Annotated in this window: 19 protein-coding genes; 11 read left to right on the forward strand and 8 right to left on the reverse strand. The window is 43.0% G+C overall.

Translation table 11 applies throughout. The features are described 5' to 3' along the window. Nucleotides 1-2: 2 nt before the first annotated feature. Complete coding sequence (gene cysS, locus MHN81_RS11260; RefSeq protein ID WP_023397170.1) at nt 3-1382, reverse strand: cysteine--tRNA ligase; 1380 nt, start codon at nt 1380-1382, stop codon at nt 3-5. A gap of 207 nt (nt 1383-1589) precedes the next feature. Between cysS and MHN81_RS11265 the strand changes: the two genes are divergently transcribed. Then, entirely contained in the window at nt 1590-2084 is a 495-nt protein-coding gene (locus tag MHN81_RS11265) for a peptidylprolyl isomerase (RefSeq protein ID WP_023397171.1), read from the forward strand. A 53-nt stretch (nt 2085-2137) separates the two neighbouring features. Further along, nucleotides 2138-2860 (forward strand): UDP-2,3-diacylglucosamine diphosphatase, encoded by a 723-nt coding sequence (locus tag MHN81_RS11270; RefSeq protein WP_023397172.1) that lies wholly within the window; start codon nt 2138-2140, stop codon nt 2858-2860. Between the two features lie 35 nt (nt 2861-2895). On the opposite strand, the gene MHN81_RS11275 is transcribed toward MHN81_RS11270, so the two are convergent. The 5 genes from MHN81_RS11275 to MHN81_RS11295 all read right to left on the reverse strand — a co-directional run bounded on the left by MHN81_RS11275 (nt 2896) and on the right by MHN81_RS11295 (nt 8035). Further along, nucleotides 2896-3819 carry a glycosyltransferase family 2 protein gene (locus tag MHN81_RS11275; protein WP_023397173.1) on the reverse strand — a complete coding sequence of 308 codons (924 nt, stop codon included), beginning with the start codon at nt 3817-3819 and terminating at the stop codon, nt 2896-2898. Continuing rightward, nucleotides 3776-4915 carry a polysaccharide pyruvyl transferase family protein gene (locus MHN81_RS11280; protein ID WP_023397174.1) on the reverse strand — a complete coding sequence of 380 codons (1140 nt, stop codon included), beginning with the start codon at nt 4913-4915 and terminating at the stop codon, nt 3776-3778. The genes MHN81_RS11275 and MHN81_RS11280 overlap by 44 nt, the downstream gene beginning before the upstream one ends. A 225-nt stretch (nt 4916-5140) precedes the next feature. Beyond that, a complete protein-coding gene (locus MHN81_RS11285; RefSeq protein WP_023397175.1) occupies nt 5141-5830 on the reverse strand; it encodes a sugar transferase in 690 nt (229 codons plus the stop codon). Nucleotides 5831-5832: 2 nt separating this feature from the next. Beyond that, nucleotides 5833-7089 (reverse strand): WecB/TagA/CpsF family glycosyltransferase, encoded by a 1257-nt coding sequence (locus tag MHN81_RS11290; RefSeq protein WP_239425738.1) that lies wholly within the window; start codon nt 7087-7089, stop codon nt 5833-5835. Between the two features lie 202 nt (nt 7090-7291). Then, nucleotides 7292-8035: a putative nucleotide-diphospho-sugar transferase gene (locus MHN81_RS11295; RefSeq protein ID WP_023397177.1), complete on the reverse strand. Its 744-nt coding sequence runs from the start codon at nt 8033-8035 to the stop codon at nt 7292-7294. Nucleotides 8036-8274: 239 nt separating this feature from the next. Here MHN81_RS11295 and MHN81_RS11300 point away from each other — a divergent pair, with 239 nt between their 5' ends. From MHN81_RS11300 to MHN81_RS11335, 8 genes are all read left to right on the forward strand, one after another. Then, the gene (locus tag MHN81_RS11300) at nt 8275-9903 is read left to right on the forward strand and encodes an LruC domain-containing protein (RefSeq protein WP_023397178.1); all 1629 of its coding nucleotides are present in this window, start codon (nt 8275-8277) and stop codon (nt 9901-9903) included. A 13-nt stretch (nt 9904-9916) separates the two neighbouring features. Further along, nucleotides 9917-10531, forward strand: coding sequence for a hypothetical protein (locus MHN81_RS11305; RefSeq protein ID WP_023397179.1), 615 nt, complete (start codon nt 9917-9919; stop codon nt 10529-10531). A gap of 270 nt (nt 10532-10801) precedes the next feature. Beyond that, complete coding sequence (locus tag MHN81_RS11310; protein WP_239425739.1) at nt 10802-12262, forward strand: sigma-54 dependent transcriptional regulator; 1461 nt, start codon at nt 10802-10804, stop codon at nt 12260-12262. A 168-nt stretch (nt 12263-12430) separates the two neighbouring features. Further along, on the forward strand, nt 12431-13672 hold the full coding sequence (locus tag MHN81_RS11315) for an oligosaccharide flippase family protein (RefSeq protein WP_023397181.1): 1242 nt from the start codon (nt 12431-12433) through the stop codon (nt 13670-13672). Nucleotides 13673-13682: 10 nt separating this feature from the next. Further along, entirely contained in the window at nt 13683-14690 is a 1008-nt protein-coding gene (locus MHN81_RS11320) for a glycosyltransferase (protein WP_023397182.1), read from the forward strand. A gap of 208 nt (nt 14691-14898) precedes the next feature. Next, the gene (locus tag MHN81_RS11325) at nt 14899-16170 is read left to right on the forward strand and encodes a polysaccharide biosynthesis/export family protein (RefSeq protein WP_023397183.1); all 1272 of its coding nucleotides are present in this window, start codon (nt 14899-14901) and stop codon (nt 16168-16170) included. A 10-nt stretch (nt 16171-16180) separates the two neighbouring features. Further along, nucleotides 16181-17581, forward strand: a complete 1401-nt coding sequence (locus tag MHN81_RS11330) for a hypothetical protein (RefSeq protein WP_239425740.1) — start codon at nt 16181-16183, stop codon at nt 17579-17581. A 3-nt stretch (nt 17582-17584) separates the two neighbouring features. Beyond that, nucleotides 17585-18922 carry an O-antigen ligase family protein gene (locus tag MHN81_RS11335; RefSeq protein ID WP_239425741.1) on the forward strand — a complete coding sequence of 446 codons (1338 nt, stop codon included), beginning with the start codon at nt 17585-17587 and terminating at the stop codon, nt 18920-18922. A 6-nt stretch (nt 18923-18928) separates the two neighbouring features. Here the strand turns inward: MHN81_RS11335 and miaE are convergent, their stop codons facing one another. Beyond that, nucleotides 18929-19729, reverse strand: coding sequence for a tRNA isopentenyl-2-thiomethyl-A-37 hydroxylase MiaE (gene miaE / locus MHN81_RS11340; RefSeq protein ID WP_036974862.1), 801 nt, complete (start codon nt 19727-19729; stop codon nt 18929-18931). 208 nt (nt 19730-19937) lie between these two features. Between miaE and MHN81_RS11345 the strand changes: the two genes are divergently transcribed. Next, nucleotides 19938-20537 (forward strand): Yip1 family protein, encoded by a 600-nt coding sequence (locus tag MHN81_RS11345; protein ID WP_023397187.1) that lies wholly within the window; start codon nt 19938-19940, stop codon nt 20535-20537. 112 nt (nt 20538-20649) lie between these two features. Here MHN81_RS11345 and purF read toward each other — a convergent pair whose 3' ends face one another. Then, on the reverse strand, nt 20650-22176 hold the full coding sequence (purF, locus tag MHN81_RS11350) for an amidophosphoribosyltransferase (RefSeq protein ID WP_023397188.1): 1527 nt from the start codon (nt 22174-22176) through the stop codon (nt 20650-20652). Between the last annotated feature and the right edge of the window lie 18 nt (nt 22177-22194).

A 22194-nucleotide genomic window follows, 5' to 3' on the forward strand; every position in this document is an offset into this window, starting at 1 on the left:
TATTAAGCTTTGCGCCAAGTTGTTTTGCCCGCACTGTCTTCTAGGACAACGCCCAGAGCAGTTAACGCATCTCTCGCTTCATCAGCGGCAGCCCAATCTTTATTAGCACGTGCCGTTTTGCGCTGTTCAATCAAGGCTTCAATTTTAGCAACCTCATCGTCATCTTGATCGCCTTGCAAGAAACTCTCAGGGGCCTGCTGTGCAATACCTAACACTTCAGCTAATTTCACCAAAATATACGCGTGCTCTCCTGCGGCTTTTGCATCTGAATCTTTTAACAAGTTCACTTCTTTGGCCAGCTCAAAAATAACTGGTAAGGCCTCAGGCGTATTAAAGTCATCATTCATAGCGGCTTCAAAACGCTCCGCATATGCATTGCCCTTTAATTCAACTTCCACCAGCTCTACACCGCGCAAAGCGGTGTAGATTCGCTCTAGAGATGAGCGAGCTTGATCTAGATTTTCTTGTGAGTAGTTTAACTGGCTACGATAGTGACCGTTAATAAGGAAATAACGAACAGTCTCTCGGTCATACGCTTTTAACACTTCACGCACAGTAAAGAAGTTGCCTAAAGATTTAGACATTTTTTCTTTGTTAACCTGGACCATACCTGTGTGGATCCAAGTATTCACGTAACAGCCATTATTTGCACAGCAAGACTGCGCAATTTCATTTTCGTGGTGCGGGAACTGAAGATCTGAACCACCACCATGAATATCAAATAAATCGCCTAAATGCTTAGAGCTCATGGCACTACATTCAATGTGCCAGCCCGGTCTACCTTCTCCCCAAGGAGATGCCCAAGATGGCTCGCCCGGCTTGGCTTTTTTCCATAGCACAAAATCAAGTGGGTCATCTTTGCCTTCGGCAACTTCAACACGTGCACCAGCTTGTAACATATCTAAGTCTTGTTGAGATAGTTGGCCATAATCTTTAAACGTTGAAACATCAAATAACACGTCGCCGCTTTTTCCAACATAAGCATGTTTTTTAGCAATCAAACGCTCAATCATCTCGATGATTTCATCCATATGGCCCGTTACTGTTGGCTCAATGTCAGCAGGTAAGATATTTAGTGCTTCAAAATCATCATGCATTGCTTTTGTCATACGCACTGTCAGATCATTGATCTCTTCTTTATTCTCTGCGGCACGCTTGATAATTTTATCGTCTACATCTGTGATGTTACGGACATAAGTGACGTCATAACCAAGGTAACGAAAATAACGGTTGATAACATCAAAAGATACATATGTGCGCGCATGTCCCACATGACAGAAATCATAGATTGTAATACCACACACATACATGCCGACTTTGCCTTCTACAAGGGGCTTAAATTGTGACTTTTGACGTGTCAGTGTGTCGTATATCTGTAACATGTAGTGATTTTCCTAAATTCGAGTTTGAAACCTTTGCATCATATCACTTGAAAAAGCTCGCCACCACTGTAAAAAGGCGAATTTTATCCTATCTAGGTAACAAAAATTAAACAGTAAAACTGTCAAAGTTATTTCAACACTTTGTAGTTCAGCAGATGTACTATAAAATAGCGTTTTAATCTAATTATTGTAATTCAAGGACCCATTATGGTTGTTTTACAAACAAACTTCGGCGAAATCAAAATCGCACTATTTGAAAAAGAAGCACCAGCAACCGTTGCAAACTTCAAAAAATACGTTGAAAGTGGTTTCTACAACGGCACTATCTTTCACCGCGTGATCGATGGTTTCATGATCCAAGGTGGTGGTTTTGAGTCTGGCATGAGCCAAAAAGAAGTTGAGGCGCCAATTCAAAATGAAGCAAACAATGGACTTGCAAACAAAGTTGGTACACTGGCTATGGCACGTACGCCAGATCCACACTCAGCGACAGCGCAGTTTTTCATTAACGTAAATGACAATGACTTCCTAAACTTCTCAAGCGAAACATCGCAAGGTTGGGGTTATTGCGTTTTTGCTGAAGTCGTTGAAGGTATGGACGTTGTCAACAAAATTAAAGGTGTTGCAACAGGTTCTGCGGGTTTTCACCAAGACGTACCACTTGAAGATGTAATCATCGAAAGTGCGTCGATCACTGAATAACCCCGACATTGCAATTTGAGCGCTACGGCGCTCTTATTCACACAAGAGACACCATGCGCAAAACCTACTTTATTTCTGATCTCCATCTAACCGAACACCGGCCTGATATCACCAATGCTTTTTATGCCTTCTTGAATACGCACATAGACAGTGATGTGGACGCTTTATATATTTTGGGGGACTTTTTCGAAGTATGGATCGGGGATGATGAAGGCGATCCACTCGCGTTAGCCATTGCTAAAAAGCTCAAGGCAATCAGTGATAGCAACGTAAATATTTATTTCATCCACGGCAATCGCGACTTTTTAGTTGGAGAGCACTACGCCAAATTATGCGGTATGACTTTGCTGCCAGAACAAGCTGTTATTGATTTGTATGGCACCCCAACGCTTATTCTTCACGGTGACGAAATGTGCACCCAAGACATTGAGTACCAGAAGTTTCGTAAAAAAAGCCGCGGATGGTGGTGGCCAAGACTCATGCTTGCTATGCCCCTTTGGTATCGTCGCAGAGTCGCCAAAAATGCCCGAGCCAAAAGCAAACTCAATCAGCAAGGTAAAGCACCAAGTATTTTGGATGTAACCGATGATGCTGTTGCTAACATGTTCGAGAAATACCATGTTCAACACATGATCCATGGTCATACACATCGACCAAAGGTACACAAAACCCCAACAAAAACGAGAACAGTACTTGGGGATTGGTATAGTCAAAGCTCGTACTTGCTTGTAACTGAACAGTCACAATCATTGGAGCAACATGAGTTTAGCGAGTAAAGTACAGAGGCACTCTACTCACTAACTTCGATTACCTATGCCGCTTTTGAGAATATTGCCATTGGCGTTGAAATCAATTTATAGAAGCTCCAATGAATTGGTTTAGTCCGAGATACCGGATGAGAAAGTAATTGTGCCGCGTAATCGTAAGAGCCATGTTTGATATGGCGTTTAGCCAAGTCACAAATATGCGCACCGACATACTTTAATACCATAGGCTTTAGACGTGCGGTAATTCGCCCTTCTGTCACATCATGCAGTAAACGCTCAGCAAATGGGCACAGCTCTTTTGGCGGCGCTTTATCACATGCACTGTTTTGCGTACCTTGAAAATAGAAACTCTCTATCAACGGTGAATAAGCGATGCGTGCGTATAGAGCAAAATTAACATAAAAGCTCTGATCCTCTCCCATCCATTCACCACGAGGAAACCCACCTAAATCGCTGAACGTTGATTGCCTTACGACGATACTAGACATCGTAAATGGCAGATCTCCACTCGCTGCTACCTCAAAATAGTTATCCATTTCGTAGCCATTTGCATCCCATTTGGTTAAGGCTATTTTCGCATCTTGATAATCACTATCACCGTAAACCTTTTGATAACGGGTTGCATATAGCCCCATCTCCGGGTACAGCTCTATGAGTGCAGCAATGCGACTCAAGAAAAATGGCGACCAAGTATCATCCGCATCTAAAAATGCGATAAATTCATTGCTCGCAAGGTTTGCACCCGCATTTCTCGCTTCCGAAACACCTTGGTTGACTTGTGTAACCAGTTTTACATTCGCGATTTTTAAGCCATTGACAATATCCGCGCTACCATCAGTGGAGCCATCATCAATAATAATTATTTCATCGGCTTGATGGCTTTGAGCAACGACACTGTTTATTGCACGCTCAATGCAATCACGCTTATTGTACAGAGGGATGACAACTGAGAATTTGATGCTGTTCATATTCATTGCTCCAATTATTCATTGATAATGCGACCGCTTGCTCTACGGGTAGTGTTGGTACTACACAGTGACCCGATACAACCTGATTTGTAATATTGATGACCTCTAACGGGTCATAGTCATTGGCATCAAATTGATACATATCTGCCATACCAATCTGCTTTGACCATTGCTTACATTTGCTGTGGTATTGCAAATTAATAAATGGGGTATTGACCATGTAGGAATATACTGCCGCATGAAGCCTCATTCCTATTACCGCTTTAAACATGGCCATACTTTGCAATAGACGCAGCGGGTTGACCGTGTAGCGAATGCGTTTTACAGGTACATAGCTAGGCATCTTGCGTAAAATTTGCTCGTGAACATTGTTATCACCCAAGGTGCCATGATCATTAAAGTCGACCAAGTAGACATCTTCACGTGTCATTTCCCAAATGGCAGTGACCAACTTGACTGCCTTTCTTATCCTTGTCCGCTCGCTGACAACATCTGCTTCACCAAATGCATTGATAGCCTGCTGGCAAAAATTAAATGCAACCCCCCGACGTTCGATAGATTGAATTGCACTGCCGAAGTAATGAAGTAATGAAGGCGCTAAATCAAATGTCTGGGCGATGTTCGCAGTCGGCGCAATCGACTTAGCAATATCTAGACTTTGCGCATCACGGACTCCAATAAAGTGACATTTGTTTAAAAACTTGGCACACTGCTTTTCGTCTGACGTCGATTTAAATGCCTCGATCCCAACGCCCACGGCATAGCTCGACTCTTTACCGCAGAGCGAAATCATATGACATTTTTGTGCGATATCACGGCTTGAGTGCAATACTGAACCGCCTCCAAACACAATTTTCTTCGCGCCATACGCTCTTTGATAATGGGTCAATCTTTGATGACCTCGAAATAACATAGGGGCTTGACCTTGTACATCAAGCTGTCTTACCAAACCGTATTGATTGCTCGCATTGACCGCAATATTGTCGCTGCCAAATGTTCTCTTGGCCCCCTCAATACTTGCTAACATCAGCGCATCGTCTCCGCTGTTGCGCATGCCGTAGTAACCAACAACATAGGTGTCGTGTTTGCTCTGCATGTGTTACTCCCAACTCTGTGTATATAACTAGATAATGCAGGTGCTATGCCAAAACAAAATAAAAAAGTAAAACCTTAAAAATCAACAGGTTAAAACAAACGAGTGGTAGCGTTCGTGGATTTTCAATACGATAATTTGCAGATCGAAAATGCAAAATGCGGGGGTTTTTAAAATAAAAAAGCCAGTAAACATCTTACTGGCTGTATAAAGTGAAGGGATTGAAATTTAATATGCACCTTTTGCACCTACTACACAGGGGACAGTTTTTAGTAAAATCTTAACGTCGCTCATGATACTCTGCTCAACAATGTACTGTTCGTCTAATTGAACTTGCTGCTCAAACGTCGTATCTGCACGGCCTGTTACTTGCCAAAGGCCAGTTAAACCTTGCTCTGAATTTAGGCGCGACAATTGAGCTGGTTTATATTGCGCTACTTCCATTTCTAAAGCAGGTCTTGGGCCGATTAACATCATGTCACCTCTAACTACATTCAATAACTGTGGTAACTCATCAATCGAATATTTGCGAATGAAGCGGCCGATACATGTAATACGAGGATCATGAATGTACTTTTGACATACCCCCTCTCTAGAGCTGTCTTTTTGGTCAGGCGCTTTAAAGCGCGGGTCGTCTTGCATATACATTGAACGGAACTTGTACATAGTGAAACGACGACCAAATTTACCCACTCTGGTTTGACGAAATACCACAGGGCCTTTGCTTTCTAGTTTAATTGCTAACATCAATAGCAATAACAGAGGGCTAATAGCCAATAAACCTAGTGCAGCAACCGTTCTTTGGAACCACACAGGAATACCATGGTGAACACCGTCAATATGGTGCTTAGTTACTTTTTTCGCAGCTTGAGCTGATGCAGTTGTCACGTTTGTCGCAATTTTAGTTGTGATATCCATGATTAAAGCCCTCTGATAGATTGTTTTAAAATGAAAACTCGGAATAAGAACACTGGGTTGCCAATGACATAGCGATTGAACTTGGTTTTAGGTTCTTGCATTAAGCGCCATACCCACTCTAACCCTAATTCACGCATCCAGAGCGGCGCTCTTGGAATTGCCCCAGAAAAGAAGTCAAATAATCCACCTACTGCCAATGCACACTGGCAATTTAAACGATGTTTGTTTTTAGCAAGCCATAGTTCTTGGCGAGGTGATCCAAGCGCCACCAGCAAAATGGTCGCGCCGCTTTGATTAATTTGCTCGATGATGTCGTCATCACTTTTAAAATAACCGTGATGCGTACCGCGAATGTCTAAGCCTGTATATTGTTGTTGTAATGACTCACCCGCTTTTTTCGCAACGCCATCTTTTGCGCCCAGCAAAAAGAAAGACAGTTTTGTTTGCAAAGCGTGCTCACACAGTAGTGGCAGCATATCTGTGCCGTTGATGTTGTCCGCTAAATCGATGCCTGAATGCTGTGCAGCTATCCGCATGCCAGACCCGTCAGCAAAGTTCTTGTCGCTACCGCAAAGTGTGCTGTGAAGTTCGGTGTTATTGGCAGCTAAATTAATTGAGTTAACATTAAGGAAATACCCTACGCGACATTTTGTCTGTGGCTGCTCACTTTGACAAATCCAGTTAATTGCATCGCGCATCTTGGTGTTGGCAAACGGTATACCAAACATGTGAGTTTCCACCTGTTTACTACCGCCTTTTTTGTACAGCGTTTTGCACGTGACAAGCTTGATAACCATCAAAGCATCTTCAATAAAATTTTGCTTCGCTTGTGCTTCAAGCAGCGGTAGTTCGCCATTTAAAACTAGACCTGTGGCGTTGTGCAGCTGCAAACAATCGTATAACCCGGCTTTGTCGCACGGCGATTTAAACCTTTTCACGTTTGGTATTGAGGTTGTGCCGCGAATAATAGGCGTGCCCACAAAATGAACCTGTCCCAACGCAACATTAATTAAATTCGCGCTTGATTTGAAAAGGCCAACTTGCCAGCTATATAACTCAACGACGTCACCACCGATATCTAACCAGTTTTCACTTTTGAGTGGTGCTTTAAGAACAATCACTGCGAGTAATATATTCAGTAAATATAGGGGTAATAAAGCGACCATCAAAACCACTGCAAACGTAAATCTAATTACATTGCGTGTTGCACTTGTTTTGCCTGTCGATGCAATTGTATGTTTGTTGGTTTGAGCAGCCATGTCACTACCTCCATAATCTGTGTTGAAGAGGTAATTGCGAGGACTGTGCCAAATAAAATAAAAATTTTAAGCGATTGAATTAAATAAACTTAATGTGACTTTGTGGTTTTTGTCGAGTGGCTTTTTTTTAATTTGCAAAGCACAACGAGAAGTCATTTTTAATTTAAAAAATACGGAAGTGACTTACAGCAGCACTTCTTAGTCACTTACTAAATTGCGGATAAATACGACGAACTCTGTTAAATAGCTCCGGCAGTTTACGATTAACAACAGTGAGTTTTTTACCTTGTTGCTGGGTATCATTGAGATCGCACTTAAGAAGCAGCTTACTCACTTTAAAAATGACTTTATGGACCATTTTATCAAAAAAGCTATTTTTCAAAGGGCCATAATTAAAGTGACGAATATAATCATTCATGTCTTTCGAGTGCGTATTATTCCATTTATCACAAATCAACTGAAATCCAGAAGAGCTTTTCGCAAAGTGTGCCACATGGCCATTTTCTCCCCACCCAATTCCTTTCGACTCAGCCACAGGGGTTTCAATCGCGCCAAGTACTTGTTCAAACCATTCTATCGCTGCCGATGTATTGCGTACTAACATCACGCCTGAATTAATTTCTCCACTAAAACCATGGGCCATATAAATGAACTTATCTGCCACGAAAAGCGAGTCTATTTGTGGGCAAATGTCTTGTATGAATGCGTCAGCATCAACAAACAGCACATTTTTATAGCCTGCTTGCAACGCAGCTTTTAGCAGTAGCAGCTTAAGCCAGCAGCACTCTACCCCTAACGAAGTAAATAGTGGCCGAGTGATAACTACATAGTCATAGCCCATCTTTTTCGCATATTGCTTTTGGCTTTTTATACAGTGGCTATAACGCCATTGGTAGCCATTTAATGCAACGCTAAATACCAGAGTCTCGTTTTTATTCTGTATCACTTACTGCTCCTTAATATGATTTCGCGCTTTTTTAAAATAAAGCAAACTCAGCCTCAGTTTGCATAAGAAATATTTTTTTCATTTTAAAAAATTTAAAAAATATGCATATTAATTTGCAAAAAGCAGGCTCGAAAACGTACATCAAAAAACCATAAGTCTTTGTAATGTATTTAATTAATATTTTGGCACAGTTGCTGCTCAAGTGTACTTAACTTATTCGAAAACAAGGTCTACACGTTATGAGCTATTTATCAAAGATGTGCTTTTCTGCCGCTCTTTGCACTTTGGCATCCAGTGCGGTCGCTGTACAACAAGTCGATGGCAACTACGTATGGCAGTTTCAGTCAGGTCAAGCGTGGCCTGGTGGATATAATCAAAATACAGGTAAACCCAGTGATCTCATCTATGCAAGAGATCAGTACAGCAGTGACTTTTTTCAGAGAATTAGCAACGCACTACCTGAAGCGAAAGTAAACGAAGCCTTCATTACAGGTGACAGTGGCTCAACAATTCATTTGGTCGAGGAAGCTGAAGTATTTATTACGTTTATCCACGAAGGTGCTGGTTACAAAAACTCTTTTGGCTACTTTACATTTGACCCAGAAAATCCACCAACGTCTGCGGATCAAATCCAAGAAACCATCGTGTTTCCAAACTTGAGCTATCCACACTTAACCAATGGTCACAGAGTCAGTATTGGTACCCACCCAGCAGGAACCAGCATTGGCTTTTTTGTTGCTGCAAATGGCTTTTGGTATTACACCGGTGTAAAACCTTGGCAGATCCCTTACTATTATTCGATTTCATCCCTCAACCCAGAACCAACTGAAGACTTAAGACAACACTGCGTATTACTATATGATGAGCAAGAGCAAGAAGTCGTCATCGGTTTCGAGGACTTACCACGTACGTGGGGTGATAACGACTTTAACGATGCCGTTTTCAGTGTGCAAAGTAGTCCTGGTACTGCTATCCAATCAAGCAACCTGGTTATTATGCCTGAAGCAAATGACAGTGATGCTGACGGTATTCCAGATGAGCAAGATGAATTCCCCAATAATTTTAGACGATCACACAGCCAATACTTCCCTTCGCAAACAGGTGTCTCAACACTTGCTTATGAAGACAATTGGCCACAACGTGGCGACTACGATTTAAATGACTTAGTTGTAAAACAGCGCATTCAAACTACCTTCGATGCTAATAACGAAGTCAGTGGGTTTATTTTGCATGGTTGGATAACAGCACGTGGCGCAGCATATGAAAATGGTTACGCACTCAGACTAATGAATAGCGTACCGAGCCTCATTGAAAGTGCAACCATCACTATAGACGGTCAAGCTTTTGAAAAGTCAGTAGAAGAGTTCCAAAGTAATGCGGTTCTACAACTTTGGAGTAATACACAGCTATTTACCCAAACTGGTGAGTCCGGAAAATGTACGCACTTCAATACAGTGAAAGAATGCAGTTACTTTGAACCGATACCGTTTACATTAGATGTGACCTTCGAAACATCGCAACCTAGCTTGAATATCGCTGACTTAGATTTCTTTATATATAGAACAGCAGATCGCACAATCGAAGTCCATATGGCTGATTACCCGCCAACAGACTTATTCGACCAAACGCGCTTTGGTAAGGTTGATGACTCATCAGATCCAAGCCTAAACCGTTATTTCAGAACCGCAGATAACTTACCTTGGGCGCTGACGGTGAGCGAAGAGTTTAACTACCCGCGTGAATATATTGATGTGCTGTGGGCATACCCTAATTATGAAACCTGGGTTGAGTCAAGCGGTACACAGGCACAGGACTGGTATAAAACCAGTGACAGAGACACCCACTACTACATGCCAGAATCAGAGTAATTAGGAGCGTACCATGAAAACATTAACTAATTTAACTGCGATGTTCAGTATCACCCTACTTGCAACTCTGATCACAGGGTGTGGCGGCGGAGGTGGCGGCTCAGAATCAAGCTCGCCAGCACCTGCGGCAACACAAACAAACACGCAACCAGCTGTGTCGACAAATGCCAATACCGCAACCAGCGAGCCACAGCAAACCGAGCCGGCACAAACGCCAGAGCAAGAACAGGCTGCGACAATGGAAGACTTTATGCCACAGGCAGAGCTTAAAGAATCAGCTGCCACTGACTCGACCGATCTGTACGTTATGCCAGATTTTAAATTTAGAACCAGCGACGACGTAACCATGGAGTTCAGCGGTGAAAATGTGTTTGGTGAATCTCTAGCAGGAAGAACAATTAAAATTTATTCGTTCGATGTAGAAGTTCCTTCTGTGGAAGATGAGTTAATGGGTAACAAAGAGCTTGTTGCTACCTTAAGATTTAACCCTTCAGGGCAGCTGCAACATACGCTCACGCTACCACAGACAGCAAAAACCATGTTGGTGCGCGTTGACAGTATGTTAGAGACAAATCAAGTGCTGTTTCCGCTCAATTCAGACGAAACAATAGTCCATACGTTTAAGTAAGCTCTCCAAGCCAAAGTGTGCTCTGCTGATGTGGAGCGCACTTTATTCACTCTTTTCTTACCTTGTTCGTGCATCACTCGCTAGATATATAATAAAAGTTGTCAGATCTTTATACTTAAACAAAAACTTTGTCTATGCTTGTCGCAGTCGTGTTTGTCGCATCATGATAATTATTAAATGTTCAGTACTTTCTACCAAAAGTCTTTGGAACTCTGAGAGTTAGGCTGCTATATCTTAATAGAGAACAAAAACTAATAAAGGAGCGCTTAAATGGATAACATAACAGGACTTAATATTTTGCTTGTTGACGACGAACCGCATATTTTGCGTTCTCTCAGCCGCGCACTGCGCTCCGAACAATATCATATTCATACCGCAGAAGGTGGCCCTGCTGCACTTGAGATATTGGCAAATGAATCCATTGATGTGGTTGTCTCAGATAAGAATATGCCCGAGATGACTGGCAATGAACTACTCGCCATCATCGCCGAGCAATACCCAGATACAATTCGCATTATGCTCACCGCTTTTACCGAACAAGCAGCGCTGATTGATGCCATTAACCAAGGTAAAGTTTGGGGTTATATGCAAAAGCCTTGGGACAATGACAATTTAAGGATCACCATAGAGCAGGCACTGCAAACAAAAATGCTCATTGCTGAACGAAATATGTTACGCGCTAGTCTAAAACGCTATAAACGTGAACATAGGTCGCAGTTCCAACGCTTCATAGGCAGCTCTTTGGCCATGCAAGTCGTGTATAAGTGTATTGATAAAGCCGCCCCCAGTCGCGCAAATGTATTTATCACCGGGCCAAGTGGCACAGGTAAAGAACTCGCGGCTGAAGCCATTCATAATTTAAGCCCACGCCATAACAAAGACCTAATTTGTATCAACTGCGCTGCGATCCCTTCGGAGCTAATGGAGTCTGAAATTTTTGGTCATGTTAAAGGCGCATTCTCAGGTGCCACTAACAACCGAGATGGGGCCGCAACCCTCGCAGATGGTGGCACCCTATTTCTTGATGAGATCGGCGAAATGGATATGGCATTGCAAGCCAAGATTTTACGCTTTATTCAAACCGGGACATTCCAGCGAGTGGGCAGTGGGAAAGTAGAAACCGTTGATGTGAGGTTTGTCTGTGCGACAAACCGTAACCCCCTCGAAGCCATTGAGCAGCAGCTATTGCGAGAAGACTTATTTTATCGTCTCAATGTCATTGCCATAGATATGCCCGCTCTGTGCGACCGCGATCAAGACCCTTTGCAAATAGCCCTTTTTTACCTCAACAAATTTAGTGAGATAGAAAATAAGCTATTTGTTGGCTTTTCAAAACGCGCTGAACAACTCATATTGAATTATGCTTGGCCGGGCAACGTTAGGCAGCTTGAGAATTTGATCCACAGCGCCGTTGTGATGTCTGACGGACCTATGGTGAGTGAAGAGACGCTCATGCAGCAATTGCATTTAAAACCAAATGAAGACCTATTTAGAGCAAAAACCGTCGCTTCCGCAAAAAACCCCTTGCCTACTAAGACAACCGATACTGCTTTAAATGGTAACGAGTCACCAATGATAAACAACATCGTCCCTCTTTCTGAAGTAGAGCGAATTGCCATTGAACAAGCACTGCTGGTTTGTGAAGACAACGTCGTCAAGGCCGCAGGATTACTCGAAGTCAGTCCTTCCACTTTGTATCGCAAAATACAAAAATGGGAGCCATCACCATAAAAGCCACTTTGCAAATTAGAAAATATATGCGTCGCAAATTGCAATAACAAACAAAGGAAACTGCGGCGATAAATTTTAATTACCCTATATTACAAATGGTTAAACCATTAAGTTGAGTTGGCGCAATTATTGATTGGTTTAGATATGACCGATTAATGAGAAGCGCCAATGCAATCAAGTAAACACTCTGTTTCACAACTGCTACGTAACACATCTTGGCTGGTAGGTGCTGAGGTCGTTGCGAAAGCAACTCGCTTACTCAGTATTATGGCGATGGCAGCGTTTTTAGTCCCGGTGGAATATGGCGCTGCAATGCTGGCTCTGAGTATTCACGAAGTCATACGATTACTTTTGCGTTCAGGCACTGGCGCTCAGATTATCCGCGCTAAAGAAAGCGAATTACCAGACTTTTTATCAAATGGCTTATGTATCCAGTGGGCACTGTGCATCTTGCTTTGCATTGTACAGTTAGGTGTTGCATACGCTACCCAGTGGCTGTTTCCAGAGCATGATATAACGACGTTGGTCGCATTAATGGCATTTACTTATTTATTGTTTCCAATCGTCAGTACACGTGCATTCTTAGTACAGCGCGATAACCGTATGGCGCTATTTAGCATGATAAGTAGCTGTTGCATCATCTTAGAAAATACCACTATCGCTGTCGCTCTATACTTTGACGCAGGCTTATTATCGATAGTTTACGCAAAATGGGCCTTCGCCATACTGTGGCTGTGCGCATTTACAGTGGTTGATACATTGCCGCATAAAATTGGCTTCAAACGCAATACCTTCTTTTATTTACTTGGTTCATCAACACAGCTTGCGGCCGCTGAAGGCCTGCGTTCACTGCGCATGAACATGGATATCTTTATTGGTGCAAGATTACTATCACCAGAGTTGTTTGGCCTTTATAGCTTTGCCAAAAGTGCGGGAATTGGACTGGCAATGTCCATTAGCCAAGCATACATCACGGCACTTTATCCCTATGTATGTCAGCAACAAAAAAACACACAAACAAATCAGTTGAACCAAAAAATTATGCTGGTCACTACGGCGGTTTCTGCCATCTTTGTGTGTCAATCGGTATTAGTGCCAGTCTACGTGCCGTTTTTATTCTCAACTGAATGGCAAGCAAGTTTTACCACTACCAGTTTATTGTGCCTGATTGCTATCACCACAGTATGGTCAGATACCTACAGTGCCATGCTACGTAGCAAAGGCTTATTCAAGTTAGAAACACAGCAATGTGCGTTTTGCTTGACTGTATCGCTCATCGGTGTGCTGGCTATTGCCCCCCAGCAGCCAGACACATTTGCACTTGTTTTACTTTTAAGCAGCACTTTGTGGCTTGTATTTCCAGCTATCAACGTGCTTCTTGTCAAATTCAGCGCCATCAAAGCCGCCTAAGGAGCTTGTTATGAATACTTTAATCAACCCAACAGTTAGCGTCGTTATCCCAATGTACAACGTAGGTAAATACATAGAGCAAAGTATCCACTCGGTACTGAAACAAACTTATCAAGACTTTGAAATTTTGTGTGTTGATGACGGTTGTAGTGATGACACTCTGGCTAAAGTTGCACAATTCGATGACCCACGTATCCAAGTGATTCAGCAGCTTAATCGCGGCTTATCTGGCGCAAGAAATACAGGGATCCGCGCCGCAAAAGGCGAATACATCGCACTATTGGATGCCGATGACTTTTGGTCTGCAAAAAAATTAGAGTTACACGTCGCGCATTTAGATAACAACCCCAAAGTAGGTGTAAGCTACTGCCCATCTTTATTTGTCGATGAAGATGGTGCACCACTGGGGATTGGTCAGTTTCCTGCTTTAAAAGGGATCACCACCAAGCAGATTTTCTGTCGTAACCCTGTTGGCAATGGCTCTGCTCCCGTTATCAGAAAAGCGGTATTTGAGGCGGTAGCCTTTCAAGATGGCATGCGTGCGTGGACCCAATATTTTGATGAAGAGCTACGCCAATCAGAAGACATTGAAATGTGGCTGAGAATGGCACTTGATACTGATTTTGAATTTGAGGGTATTTCACAGCCACTTACTTACTACCGTGTTAACGCATCTGGCCTGTCGTCAAACTTACACAAACAATTTACCAGCTGGCAATATGCGGTAGATCAAAACAGAATCGGCCATGAAGATTTTTTCAATAAATATGCACCGCTGGCCAAAGCATACCAGCTCCGTTATTTATGTCGTCGTGCAATCCAATCAAGAAATAGCACGCAAGCTATAAAACTTATGCACCAAGCACTCACTACCAATTGGCGTATTCTAAAAGAAGAACCTAAGCGCACTTTGGTAACTTGGGCCTGTGCTTACTTGAGTGCTTTACCCACTTGCATTTATAACGCCATAGAAAATACAGCAATGCGCGGAGTCTCTTATATTCAAAAGTCGCACTAAACAACGTAAGGCAACTTCGGCGCCACTACTATTTAAAAAACCAGCAATCGCTGGTTTTTCTATTTTGCAAACATCCCACTCTGCAAAGTGCAAAACGCCTCTATTGAAATGCAAAACAAAATCATAAAACACTGTTTTTAAAGGATTTAGACAACTGGCCTAATTAATGCTTTATTTAAGTTAGTATCGTTTCATTAAGGAATAGACTATGACAGTCATCAGCACCATAACAAAGCTCAGTATATTGGCACTTGTGTGCAATATCGCGCTGACTGCTGGCTGTGCACATATTGACGGAACAACCGAGTTAGAAGATAACGACGACCGTTTTTATGGCCACCCTGATGCACAAGGCACGGTAATTAATCCAGCGGAGCCGGGCACGGTATTTGCCGCAGGTTTAGATTGCTCAGGCGCAAATGAGTTCGCGATTTCAAAGCAGTACCGTGTCGACAAAGCCATTGTTACGCATCCAAACAATCAAGCACCTGTCCCGGTCTTAGGTGGGAAAGATGCAAGTTCCTTACCGCTAAGTCCAGGCGATCTTATCGATATTAACATGGAGTATGGTGAAGGCTTTAATGGACGCTATATATTAGACAGCTCAGGTCTATTAGAAATGCCAGTAATTGAACCGATTTTTGCTGCTGGTTTGACTACTAAGCATTTAAGTGAACGTATTGAGCTAGCTCTGATCAGAGCCAATATTTTTAAAGCGCACACACTTGATGTCAATATCAAAGTATTAAATTTAGCAGCGATAGAAGTGCCAGTATCAGGCGCGGTGTTTGAGCCAGGACGTGTAACGATAAACGCAACGATCCCATCACAGGTCCAGCAAGAGCGTCTTGCAGCATCGGGCGATCAGAGCAAAAAACGTCTGTTGTCAGAAGCTGTCAGAACGGCATCCGGTATTCGTCCTGACGCAAAACTAGACCAAGTTATTTTAATTCGTTCTGGCTGGCAAGTTGAGGTAGATCTAACCGGTATTTTAACTGGCGAGCCAGTTACTGATTATGCATTGATTGCCGGTGACCAAGTGATTGTGCCTAGTACAGGGTGCTTTCAACCTCACTTAGTTAGGCCATCGCAAATTACTCCAAAAGGCTTTCGTGTCTTTATGTCGAATTTGATCGACTCAGCAGAGAGCAATTCCAATGCAGCCATAGGACGCTTTTCAAATAACTTGCCTTACGGCACAAGATTGTTACAAGCGGCTGTGTCTGCAAACTGTGTTGGTGGTAAATCATACACAAATGCACCGCGCCGGGTAGTGTTAGTGAGCACTCACCCAATTACCAAGCAAACGCAGGTTATCGAGCGTTCAATTGAGCAATTAATGCGTATGCCTTACAGAGATAGAATAAATCCATACGTGATGCCAAACGACGCCATCGCTTGTTACGACTCTGACATTACAAACCTTAGAGATGTAGCACAAACAGTTTTAGACTTAGTCGCACCATTCAAGGTGTTTTAGGAGGTGTATCATGGGTACAGCACTTCAAGTTACAACGCCATACAGCCGCTTTAGAGCAACGATATACCGCTGGTTACATAGACCTTATTTAGCAGCGTGTGCGATTAGTTATGTTGTTATTACGCTGTTAGTTATTGCTTATTTGCAAAAAGCACCGACCTATAAAAGCGACTTTGATATTGTTTTGCCAGGCACCGGAGCCAACAGCCAAGTAAACATTGATGAAGTTGGTCAGGTTGTATCATCGACCAGCGCGCCGTTTGGCAAAGGTTACAACCCTCGTGTCAATTATAAAGAAATGATCAAGAGCCGTAATTTGCTAGACAGCGCAGCAAAAACGCTCAATTTAACAGCGCGAGAATTTGGTAATCCTAAGGTGCGCTTGACCGAGCAAACATCTATTTTGAATATTGAAACCACAGGTAAATCCGCGACGCTTGCCCAAAACAAAGCTTGGGCTATTTATGATGCGCTCCAAGCACAGCTTGATCACCTTCGTGCCGATGAAGTCAAGCGCCGTGACGAGAGTATCAAAGCTGTGTTAGACCAATATCGTGAAAGACTCAATGCCACCCGTAATAATATTATTGATTTTCAACAGCGCTCATTGATTGTTTCTGCTGAGCAATTGCAAAGAGAAACGGCAACCCTGTCTTCAATCAAAGAAAAAATGGTAATGATCCAAGCTGAAATCGGCCAAGGTGACGACTATGTCAACCAACTAAGTGTCGATCTTGGCGTATCTCCGGCCATGGCTGGTCAAGCATTTTTATTGCAATCGGACAGCGAGTTCAGGGGATATTTGTCTGAGCTCACCTCTAGTGCCTCTCAATTGAGCGAATACCGCTCACGCTGGGGAGATGGACATCCTAAAGTAAAAGCTGAATTTGCACGTTTTGAGTATTCAAAACAGTCACTCAGAAATCGCTCGCAAGGCTTAGTCGGCCCAAATGCAGCGCATATTTTTACGACGCTGGATTTAAAAAACAACCCAAAACGCGCACAACTTTTTGCTGATTTAATCAATGCATATGCAGTTAAAAAAGGCAAAGAAGGTAAATTAGTTGAACTAAACCAAGCACAAATTTTATTGAACGAAAAAATCAAGATTTATGCGCGAGAAGCAGCTGAGCTTGAGCGCCTTCAACGTGAATTTGATTTAGCCGAAGCGGTATTTACTTCAGCTGCTGCGCGCCTAGAAGCGAGTAAAGCCGACGTATTCGCGTCCTATCCAATTGTTCAGCTAATGACGCCGCCTTCGCTGGCATTTAAAGCTGTCAGCCCGAAAAAAGGCCTTGCGGTTGCAGCAGCCCTTTTTGCAATGATTTTCACATCTCTTGCTATATTTATGGTCAATAAGCGCAGAGAGATCGTGGCGCTGGTCGTTGAGAAACCAAAGGCAAAAGGATAATGCATGCTGCTACTATCGGCATTGCCCGGTGAAAAAAAAGAGTTTGTCAGCTCAGAAGAATTTGTCGTCTGGGCTGGCCTTGTACTGACCTACCCTTCTTTTTTAACTGGCACTTTGTATGTGCTTGGTTCCGTGATCGGTTGGCTGTTATTCGCTATGGTGATCACCCGCCTCTATGTTGAAGTTGATAAAAAGCACGCCACGATAAACCCGATGGTATGGCTTTGGATAATCGCTATGCTGGTGATGCTGGTGGCACTCATTATCGCGCACTTCAACTGGTCTTTGGGCATAGGAAAAACCATCAAATCTTCCATTGGATGGATGAAAGGGTGGGCCCTGCTGGCGCTCTTTCCACTGATTGGCAACCTTATTCAAATTCGAAAAGAAGTGATTGTTCGCGCTGTATGCATTATTGGAATACAAACCTTTATCTTCGCTGTCGTCTCTTTCATTTTTTATTTAGGCCGACTTCCTGGCGATATTTTTCTCTCGCCATTAAAAGTCATTGGGGGCCCTGGGGAAAGCTTTTTTATGGTCAGCTTTTACGGGATAAACCCAGAAACCGGAGCCGGTAGATGGCGCTTCTTCACGCCTTGGGCGCCAGCAGCTGGGTTTATGGCCTGTATCTATCTGGTGTTCTGCCTTCAAGAGCAAAATGCGCGCATTCGCCGCTGGGCAATCGCAGGCTGCTGGGCCATGCTGCTGCTCTCTCAATCTCGTGCAGGTATCGCCATATTTATCATGCTTTTTCCCATGGTCATGTTTAGTGACAAATTTAAAGAACCTTGGTTTTTATTTTTACTTGGCTTTTTTATCCCCGCGATTTTGTTACTTGGAGAACCAGTTTATCAATGGATCATGGATTCCTATGAAGCGGTAAAACAGCAGCGACCGGGCTCAACGCGAGTTCGTCAAGCATTAGCTAATATTGCAATTCAACGTTGGGAAGCTGAAGCGCCAATTTGGGGGCATGGTATTGTTGAACGCGGCCCTAAATTGGTTGAGAGAATGCCCATTGGCTCACATCACAGCTGGTATGGCCTATTATTTGTTAAAGGGATCGTAGGCGCGATAGCACTTGCAGTCCCTATGGCCATTACCTTTGTATATTTTTTATGGAAGTCACAAGACTCTAAAACCGCACAAACTGCATTGTGTTTAATGACCGTATTTATCTGCTACAGTTTTTTTGAGAATCTAGAGATCCTATCTTTTTTATACTGGCCAGCCCTGCTATGGTTTGGCCTAGTTTTTAAAGGAGAAAAGGCGTATCGCGCATCTAGGCTTAAAAAAAGGCAGATAGAGTATTTTCCAAATAGACGCGCGGGCCGTAAATAACCTAATTTATGCGGCTACTGAGCCATTAACCGGTGTGCCACTGTGAAACTTAAAGTCTTCATCCGGTGAGTCTATCAATGCATTTTCAATGATTTTGAATTCAGCGATGCGTGCAGCAACATCGAAGCGCTTAGGGTCAGTTGCCTGTGCAACTTGCTCAGCCAATTCAATATAATCTTGGTAATGGCGTGCTTCTGAACGTAGCAATGAGACATAAAACCGGGCCAACTCATCGTCTAAAAATGGTGCTAATTTAGCAAAACGTTCGCACGAACGCGCTTCAATAAAGGCACCTATGATCAGTTTATCGATTAACGCCGCAGGCTCAAATGTACGCACATGTTTTATCATGCCTGCAGCATAACGAGATGCATTTAAACTTTGTACACGCAGACCTCTTTGCTGAATAATTTCTAGAACTTGCTCAAAATGATGTAGCTCTTCTTTGATTAAACGCACCATTTTTTCAAGGATATCTTGATTATAGGCAAACTCAGGTTTTGCTGTCAGACTGCCAATTAACTCATTTTTACTGGCTGTAAATTTACCATCACCCACCTTACGATATACAAAATCCTCATAGGGCTTCACCCACCCAAGCAAGGTTTTTGCAGATTCATTATCGACCGCATATTTACGGATCAAAAAAGCCGCGCTTTGCGCCGCTTTTAATTCACAGTGCATATGATCAACAAGTAATCGCTGCAAGTTTTCTGGTTTTTTAGCCTCGTCAATCCAGCTATCCGGCGTACAGGTGCCCAAAAAATCGTATATAGGAGCAAGCAGCTCTGCGTATTTGTCTAACATCATCATCAAAGTTTATAGAACTAATGACCTATTCTAACACACACCGCGCATAGCACTCTATCTTGACGCTCTGCAATTGCTCAACCTTGATTAATTGGGATCAAACAAACAAGTCATTTAACTCGAGTTTCTTGACAAAATTTAACCAATATTTCATATGTTAATTGAAGTAGTGTAAAAAACACCCAAAAATAAAGAGAGGCTTTGTATGATTTTAAACCATTTGTGGGGGCTCTATGCGCACCCAATCGAGGAATGGCAAACGATTGACAATCATCATGAAAATGCCACATTTAGTCTATCTCATATGATATTGATCGCGCTTATTCCAAGTATCATGGGGTATATTTCTTCGGTTCATTTAGGCTGGAAAATAGGCGCGGGTGACGCAGTTTATCTCACACACGACAGTGCCTTGTTGATTGCCATAGCCATGTATTTTGCCCTGATCATTGGCGTATTTGCACTTGCTTACTTAGCTCACTGGATGGCGGTGACTTTTGGTGCTGCGCCAACCTTTACACAAACATTAGAATTAGCAGCCTATACTTCAACACCACTCTTTATGTCTGCTATTGCGGCCGTTTACCCTGAACTGTGGTTTGTGGTCAGTATTGGCATTGCCTCTGTAGCCTACTCTGTCTACTTGCTTTATACAGGCGTGCCAATTCTAATGCATATACCTGAGGAACGCGGTTTTATCTATGCAAGCTCAATGGTGACATGTGGGCTTATTTTATTAGTTATCATTTTGGCTGCCACAGCGATTTTATGGACGAATGGCATAATTAGCCCTACATTTACTTAGGGGAGCGTTGTGATTGACGCTTCCTTTGCTTTTATCCTAAAAACGAAATCAAACTAAAAGGGCGATGGTATTAACCATCGCCCTTTTTTACATCTTCAGTGTGACGCTAAGACTATTCGCCTTCGCCCGTCTCTTGATTATGTAGCTCAAGACTTGCAGACATTGCCTTTTCTCGCGTCGACTTAGCTGAGTCATTTCTCAACGCATCAACACGATTCAAGTATTCTTGGTCAACATCACCAGTAATATATTGGCCATCAAATACTGAAGTCTCAAATTGACTGATCTCTGGGTTTTCAATGCGAACCGCTGCGATCAAATCTTCGATTGATTGGTAAATCAAACCGTCAGAGCCAATGCTCGCATTGATGTCTTCTAACTCTCGACCATGTGCAATTAGCTCAGATGCCGATGGCATATCGATACCATATACATTCGGGAAACGCACCTCTGGCGCCGCAGATGCAAAGTACACATTCTTTGCCCCAGCTTCTCTGGCCATTTCTACGATTTGCGCAGAAGTTGTACCACGTACAATCGAATCATCAACAAGCAGTACATTCTTACCGACGAATTCTCGGTCGATTGCATTTAACTTTCGACGTACAGACTTTTTGCGCTGCTCCTGCCCTGGCATGATGAAGGTACGGCCGATATAGCGGTTTTTCACGAAACCTTGTCGATATGGCAGCTCTAGTACGGATGCAATTTCCAGTGCAATATCACATGACGTTTCAGGAATTGGGATAACCACATCGATGTCTTTATCCGCCCATTCGCGCTGGATCTTTTCACCTAACTTAGTACCCATGTTTACACGTGACGCGTATACCGACATATTGTCGATGGTAGAATCCGGACGCGCAAAATATACAAACTCAAATATACATGGTGCTAACATTGTTTTATCAGCGCACATCTTTGAGAAGAACTGCCCATCTTCTGTCACGTAAATTGCTTCGCCTGGTGCAACATCACGTACAAAGTCGAAACCATCTATCGCAAGTGCAACACTTTCAGAAGCGAACATATACTCTGTGCCATTATCAGTATCACGTTTGCCGAATACCAACGGACGAATACCGTGTGGGTCACGAAATGCCAACATGCCATGACCAATGATCATCGCGATGCTTGCATAACCACCCGAGCTCTGCTCATTTACAGCTGCAATAGCTGTGAACATATCGTCTGCATCAAGCTTCATTTTATCGCTGCGACCCAGCTCATAGGCAAGGATATTTAACAGGATCTCTGAATCCGATGTCGTATTTACATGTCGTCTAGCCTTGGTAAATAAACGCTCTTTCAACTCAGCTGCATTGGTTAGGTTACCATTGTGTGCTAAAGAAATACCAAAAGGAGAGTTTACGTAAAAAGGCTGCGCTTCTGCTGAGCTAGAAGAACCAGCCGTTGGATAGCGCACATGACCTATGCCAATATTGCCCTGTAGTCGTTTCATGTGACGCGTATGGAACACGTCCTTAACCAAGCCGTTCGCTTTGCGAAGGCTAAACGTATTGTTGTCAATGGTAATGATGCCAGCTGCATCTTGACCGCGGTGTTGCAAAACAGTTAAGCCGTCATACAATGCCTGATTAACAGGTGATGTTCCGACTATCCCAACGATACCACACATTAAAAAATTCCTCGCCGA

The organism is Pseudoalteromonas sp. Of7M-16 (genome assembly GCF_022347805.1).
GTDB classification, from domain to species: domain Bacteria; phylum Pseudomonadota; class Gammaproteobacteria; order Enterobacterales; family Alteromonadaceae; genus Pseudoalteromonas; species Pseudoalteromonas luteoviolacea_F.